Annotated in this window: 6 protein-coding genes; 3 read left to right on the top strand and 3 right to left on the bottom strand. The window is 72.4% G+C overall.

Annotated features, from left to right (window positions below):
- The first annotated feature begins 246 nt into the window (after window positions 1-246).
- From ACWV17_RS33690 to ACWV17_RS33680, 3 genes are all read left to right on the top strand, one after another.
- On the top strand, window positions 247-1,281 hold the full coding sequence (locus ACWV17_RS33690; protein ID WP_455362648.1) for an IS630 family transposase: 1,035 nt from the start codon (window positions 247-249) through the stop codon (window positions 1,279-1,281).
- Between the two features lie 96 nt (window positions 1,282-1,377).
- The gene (locus ACWV17_RS33685; RefSeq protein ID WP_455362647.1) at window positions 1,378-2,034 is read left to right on the top strand and encodes an endonuclease; all 657 of its coding nucleotides are present in this window, start codon (window positions 1,378-1,380) and stop codon (window positions 2,032-2,034) included.
- A gap of 150 nt (window positions 2,035-2,184) precedes the next feature.
- Window positions 2,185-2,742, top strand: coding sequence for an ATP-binding protein (locus ACWV17_RS33680; RefSeq protein ID WP_455351696.1), 558 nt, complete (start codon window positions 2,185-2,187; stop codon window positions 2,740-2,742).
- On the opposite strand, the gene ACWV17_RS33675 is transcribed toward ACWV17_RS33680, so the two are convergent.
- Genes ACWV17_RS33675 through ACWV17_RS33665 form a run of 3 tightly spaced genes read right to left on the bottom strand, consistent with a single transcriptional unit; the run spans window position 2,705 to window position 6,380 of the window.
- Window positions 2,705-4,804, bottom strand: a complete 2,100-nt coding sequence (locus ACWV17_RS33675) for a xanthine dehydrogenase family protein molybdopterin-binding subunit (protein WP_455362646.1) — start codon at window positions 4,802-4,804, stop codon at window positions 2,705-2,707. The two genes, ACWV17_RS33680 and ACWV17_RS33675, sit on opposite strands and share 38 nt — an antisense overlap.
- 38 nt (window positions 4,805-4,842) lie before the next feature.
- Window positions 4,843-5,829, bottom strand: coding sequence for an FAD binding domain-containing protein (locus ACWV17_RS33670; protein ID WP_455362645.1), 987 nt, complete (start codon window positions 5,827-5,829; stop codon window positions 4,843-4,845).
- Complete coding sequence (locus tag ACWV17_RS33665) at window positions 5,826-6,380, bottom strand: 2Fe-2S iron-sulfur cluster-binding protein (RefSeq protein ID WP_455362644.1); 555 nt, start codon at window positions 6,378-6,380, stop codon at window positions 5,826-5,828. Before ACWV17_RS33665 ends, ACWV17_RS33670 begins: the two co-directional genes overlap by 4 nt.
- Window positions 6,381-6,483 lie beyond the last annotated feature (103 nt).

Raw genomic sequence — 6,483 nt, 5'->3', positions numbered from 1 at the left:
GTGGGGGTCTCCTGTAGCTGGGCACGCACGTTTGCTGTGTGGGTAGAGTTCTCCCGTAGCTCTGTGAGGGCCGAACCCGGCCGCCTTGCAGCTGCACGCACCAGACGCCGCTCGCTGATCCAGCCTGATCGCCCGGACAGGACCTAGTGACCTGAGTCGGAGATTCGTCGTTGGTCTGGTGTGACTGATGTGAGGCGTCCTGGACCGAAGATCCCGCCGGTTGTGCTGACTGATACCGAGCGGGAGATGTTGCAGTCGTGGGTGCGTCGCCGTTCGAGTGCGCAGGCATTGGCGTTGCGGTCGCGGATCGTGCTGGAGTGCGCGGAGGGTCATGCGATCGCGGAGGTCGCCCGGCGGCTGCGGATCACTTCGGACACGGTCCGCACGTGGCGACGGCGCTTCCTCGAACGCCGGCTGGGCGGCCTGTGCGACGAACCGCGACCCGGTGTTCCGCGGAAGATCACCGACGCGGACGTCGAGCGGGTGATCGTGAAGACGCTGGAGGAGACGCCGAAGAACGCCACGCACTGGTCGACGCGGTCGATGGCCGCGGCAACCGGTATGTCGCAGTCGGCGATCTCCCGGATCTGGCGGGCATTCGGTGTGCAGCCGCACCGGGCCGAGACGTTCAAGCTGTCCAGGGATCCACTGTTCGTGGACAAGGTCCGCGACGTGGTCGGCCTGTATCTCGATCCGCCGGAGCGGGCACTGGTCCTGTGCGTGGACGAGAAGTCGCAGATCCAGGCGTTGGACCGGTCCCAGCCGGTTCTGCCGATGATGCCCGGGGTGCCCGAACGCCGCAGCCACGACTACGTGCGCTCGGGCACCACCACCCTCTTCGCCGCGCTGGACACGGCGACCGGCAAGGTCATCGGCTCGCTCCATCGCCGGCACCGCGCGGTGGAGTTCAGGAAGTTCCTGATCAAGCTCGACCGTGAGGTGCCGGCCGACCTCGACGTCCATCTGATCCTGGACAACTACATCACCCACAAAGTGCCCGTCATCAAGAAGTGGCTGGCCGCCCATCCCCGATTCCACCTGCACTTCACACCCACCGGGTCCTCATGGTTGAACCTGGTCGAGCGGTGGTTCGCCGAGCTGACACAGAAGAAGCTCCGCCGTGGAGTCCACCGCTCCGTCCAGGCACTCGAACGCGACATCCGCACCTGGCTCGCCGACTGGAACGACCAGCCACGGCCCTTCATCTGGACCAAGACCGCCGACGAGATCCTCGACAAAGTCGCCGCCTACTGCCGACGAATCTCCGACTCAGGACACTAGGAGCCGCCCGGGAGCGTTTAGCGGGGGGAGAAGCGGTCACCCGGTAGAGGTACGGCCCCGGGCTGGGGACGAGGGGGCGGCACTGGAGGTGGCGCCATGAGACAGCGTGACGTGGTGGACGCGCTGCTCGACTCGTACGGCCGCAGCTTCGCCGAGGAGGCGGACATCCGGCTGCGGGACACTCCGCAGCCGCTGTACCAACTCCTCGTCCTCTCCCTCCTGCTGAGCGCCCGCATCCGCAGTGGTACGGCGATCGCGGCGGCCCGCGCGCTGCGCGAGGCCGGGATGCGCGACCCGCGGCGCATGGCGGCCGCGACCTGGCAGGAGCGGGTCGACGCGCTGGGCCGCGGCGGCTACCGCCGCTACGACGAGCGCACCGCGACCCAACTCGGCGACGGCGCCGCACTGGTGACGCGGGAGTGGCGCGGAGACCTGCGGCGGCTGCGGGCCGAGGCGGACGGTGACGTCGCGGCCCTGCGGGAGCTCCTGCAGAAGGTGCCCGGGATCGGGCCGACGGGAGCGGACATCTTCCTGCGCGAGGCGCAGGACGTGTGGCCCGAGGCGGCGCCCTATCTGGACGACAAGGCCCTGCAGGGCGCCCGCCGCCTGGGCCTGCCGGCCGCGCCGGACGCGCTCGCGCGGCTGGCGGAAGACGCCCGGCCGGCCGCCTTCGCGGCGGCCCTGGTCAGGGCCGCCCTGGACAAGAAAGTCGCCGACCAGGTGCTCCGGGCCGCCGACGCGAAGGCAGCGTAGGGGATCACGGGCGCCGCGTCCGCCGCTGCTGTTGCGGATACGCCCGTCCGAGTCCACCCTGTTGGTAACCCAGAAGCGACCACTGCTCACTCTTCGCACTCGGGGCTCAAATGCTGAAGGGCTGAAGCTGGCGCGGTGAGGAGCACGGCCATGACTGATCCGGTCGCCTGCCGCTACATGGTGGAAGTGCAGGCATCACCTGAGCGCGTTCCCCAGATCCACCGCATTCTCGCGGCGCATCTGCGGTACTGGAACCTCGAACCCCACATCAGACCCGTGTGCGGCGCCGTCGCCGAACTCGTCGGCAATGTCGCCCAGCACGTCACCGGCGACAAGACCTGCGTCATCGAGCTGCGCTTCACCGGGCGGCATCTGATCGCGTCCGTCGCCGACAAGGGCCATCGCCTGCCCCGGCTGCTCAGCTCCTCGCCCTCCAGGGGCGGGCTGGCCAGGGTGGCGGCCCTCAGCGACAGCTGGGGGACGTGCGCCACCACGACGGGCAAGGTGATCTGGTTCAGCCGGCGGGTGAAGACGGCGCAGCGCGTGCCGTCCGTCCCGGTGGCTCCGGTCCCGCGGGTACCGGCGTTCGCGCCGGCGGCCGATCCTGCGACCGCCCCGGCGGACCCCGCCTGGGACCGTGCGCCCGCGGTCGCCGTCAGTACCCCCGTCCTCACGGCCCCAGGTGCCGCAGCACCGTGTCCGGGGTGAGCGGCAGATCCCGGAAGCGCACCCCGGTGGCGTGATGGACCGCGTTGGCGACGGCCGCTGCCGTACCGACGATCCCGATCTCGCCGATGCCCTTGCTGCCCATCGGGTTGAGGTGCTGGTCGTCCTCGTCGATCCAGTGCGCCTCGATCGCCGGGATGTCCGCGCAGGCAGGCACGTGATATGACGCGAGGTCACGCTCCACGAAGTCCCCGAACGCGCGGTCAAGGGTGCTGCCCTCGGTCAGGGCCATCCCCACCCCCATCGTCATCCCGCCGATGAACTGGGACCGCGCGGTACGGGGGTTGAGGATGCGGCCGGCCGCGTAGACGCCGAGGAGCCTGCGCACCCGGATCTCGCCGGTGACCGTGTCGGCGGCAACCTCGGCGAACTGCGCTCCGAACGCGTGCCGGGCGTAGGGGGACTCCTCCCGGGTCTCCCGCTCGGTGTCCGCGGTGACGGTCACCCCGGCCGCCGGCACCTCGCTCCCGCCCTCCCGCAGCCGGCCGCTCAGCGCCTCGCACGCCTTGTGCACCGCCCACCCCCATGAGGCGGTGCCCGAGGAACCGCCGGCCAGTGACGCGTCGGGCAGGTCGCTGCTGCCGATGTCGATGCGCACCGCGTCGAGCGGTACGCCCAGCGCCTCGGCGGCGATCTGCGCGAGCACGGTACGGGCGCCGGTCCCGATGTCGGTGGCGTTGATCCGGATCCGGAACGTGCCGTCGGGCTCGGCCCGGGCCGACGCGGCCGAGGGGGACACCAGTACCGGGTAGGTGGCCGCGGCGACGCCCGTGCCGATCAGCAGATCACCCTCGCGGCGGATCCCCGGCCGCGGGTCGCGCCCCGCCCAGCCGAAGCGGCGCGCCCCCTCCCTCAGACACTCGGCGAGATGGCGGCTGCTGAAGGGCTGTCCGCTGTCGGGCTCGGTGTCCGTGTCGTTGCGCAGCCGCAGCTCCACCGGGTCCACCCCGGCGGCGACGGCGAGTTCGTCCATCGCCGACTCCAGCGCGTACATCCCGGAGGCCTCGCCCGGCGCCCGCATCCACGACGGTGTCGGCACGTCCAGGGCGGTGACCCGGTGAGCGGTCCGGCTGTGGGGGGAGGGGTACATGGTGCGGGCCGGTACGGCGGCCTGCTCCACGAACTCCCTGACCGTCGAGGTATGGGTGACCACCTCGTGGGCGAGGGCGCTGATCACTCCGGCGGCGTCCGCGCCGAGCCGGATCCGCTGGAGTGTGGGCGCGCGGTGCCCGACCACGGCCGGAAGCTCCCGGCGGGGGAGGGACAGCTTGACGGGGCGGCCCGTGTGCCGCGCGGCCATCGCGGCCAGCACCACCTGGGGCCGGGGCGTGCCCTTGCAGCCGAATCCGCCGCCGACGTGTTCCGAGACGACCGTGACGTGCTCCTTCTCGAGCCCGAACAGCCCGGCGAGGACGTCCCGTACCGTCGTGGCGCCCTGGCTGGAGTCGCACACGGTCAGATGTCCTTCGTGCCAGTGGGCGGTGGAGGCGTGCGGCTCCATCGGGTGGTTGTGCAGAGCGGTCAGCGTGTACGTGGCATCGACCCGGACGGGCGCGGAGGCGAACGCCCTGTCGAAGTCGCCGCGTTCGCGTACGGCCGGGTGGCCGCCATTGGCCTCCCGCGGTGTGTAGAGGCCCGGGTGGCCGGCCGTGAGCAGGACGTCGTGTTCCTCGGTGGCGTACTCGACCCGCACCGCCGCGGCCGCGGCGCGCGCGCTCTCCAGGGTGTCCGCGACGACGAGGGCGACGTACCAGCCCCGGTGCGGGACGCGGGAGTTCTGCAGGACCGCGAGGGTCGCGTCGTCGGGCTCCTTCAGGCGGGGCGCGTTCTCATGGGTGAGTACGGCCTGTACGCCGGGCAGGGCCAGCGCCTCACCGGTGTGCACCGCCGTGACGCGGCCGCGGGCGACGGTCGCGGCCACCGGCCAGGCGTACGCGCAGCCGGGCGGGGTGTGCTCCGCCGCGTACCGGGCGGTGCCGGTGACCTTGGCGCGGCCCTCCAGGCGGGCGGCGCCGGTGTCCGGAGCGGGCGCTTCGTGGGTCATGACGGTCACCAGATCCTCGGGAGGTCCAGGGGAGTTCTTCAGCTGCGGCCGGCCAGTCCGGTCAGCAGACTGACGGCGAGGTTGCGGGCGAGCGGGACCTTGAAGCCGTTGTCCCGCAACGGCTCGGCGGCCCGGAGCTCCGCGTCGGCGGCCCGGGCGAAGGTCTCCTCGACGGCGGGCGCCCCGAGCAGCACCTCCTCGGCGGCACGGGCACGCCACGGGCGGTGCGCGAGCCCGCCGAAGGCGAGCGTGGCGTGCCGCACCACGCCGCCGTCCACCGCGAGGACCGCGGCGACGGAGGCCAGGGCGAAGGCGTAGGAGGCCCGGTCCCGGGCCTTGCGGTAGGCGGAGCGGGCCCCTTCCGGGGCGGGAGGCAGGCGTACACCCGTGATCAGTTCGCCCGGGCGGATGACGGTGTCCTGGTCCGGGCGGTCGCCCGGCAGCCGGTGGAAGCCGGTGACCGGGACGGTGCGCTCGCCGTCCGGCCCGTGCAGCTGAACGGTGGCGTCCAGGGCGGCCAGCGCGACCGCCATGTCCGAGGGCTGGGTCGCCACACAGTGCGGGGAGTGGCCGAGCACCGCGAGGTCGCGGTGCGCCCCTTCCCGGGCGGGACAGCCGGTCCCCGGCTCGCGCTTGTTGCACGGCTTGGAGATGTCCTGGAAGTACGGACAGCGGGTGCGCTGCAGCAGATTCCCGCCGGTGGTCGCGGCGTTGCGCAGCTGGCCGGAGGCGCCGGCGAGCAGCGCCTGCGAGAGGGCGGGGTAGCGCGTCCGTACGAGCGGGTGGGCGGCGAGGTCGCTGTTCCGTACCGCCGCGCCGATGTCCAGCCCCCCGTCGGAGGTCTCGTCGATCCCGTCCAGCGGCAGCCGGCTGACGTCGATGAGCAGGTCCGGGGTGGCGACGCCGAGCTTCATCAGGTCGACGAGGTTGGTGCCGCCGCCGAGGAACCGCGCGCCGGGGTGGGCGGCGAAGGCGGCCACCGCGTGGGCCGGACTCTCGGCGCGGAGGTAGCCGAACGGCTTCACGACGCCACGTCCGCGACCGCGTCCACGATGCGGGGATAGGCGCCGCAGCGGCACAGGTTGCCGCTCATGCGTTCCCGGATCTCGTCCGGCGTGAGGGACGGCCCCGCTCCGGGCGGTGTGACGTACGAGGGGTGTCCCTCGGCCGCTTCGGCCAGCATTCCGACCGCCGAACAGATCTGGCCCGGCGTGCAGTAGCCGCACTGGAAGGCGTCCCGCGCGAGGAACGCCTCCTGGACGGGATGGAGGCGCTCCCCTTCGGCGAGACCCTCGACGGTGGTGATCCGGGCGCCGTCGTGCGCGACGGCCAGCAGCAGGCAGCTGTTCTCGCGACGCCCGTCGACGAGAACGGTGCACGCACCGCACTGGCCGTGGTCACAGCCCTTCTTCGCACCGGTGAGGTCCAGGTGCTCGCGGAGGGCGTCCAGCACCGTCGTACGGTGGTCGAGCGTCAGGCGGTGCGCCGCGCCGTTGACATACAGCGTGAGGGCGGAGCGACGGGCGCTCTCCGGCGGCGCCCCGGCACCGCCCTCCCGCTCCTCGGTTGGCTCCACTGGCGTTACGCCCTTCCGGTCTGCGGCCCCTAGGGCCTGTCCGGCGGATCTTGGCCGGGGCCACGACGCTCCCCCAGCTACCGCTGGGAGGTGCCCCCAGGCA

The sequence above is a fragment of the Streptomyces mabaensis genome, from assembly GCF_053763515.1.
The sequence above is the reverse complement of the archived record's forward strand: the minus strand, read 5'-3'. Positions and strand labels throughout refer to the sequence as shown.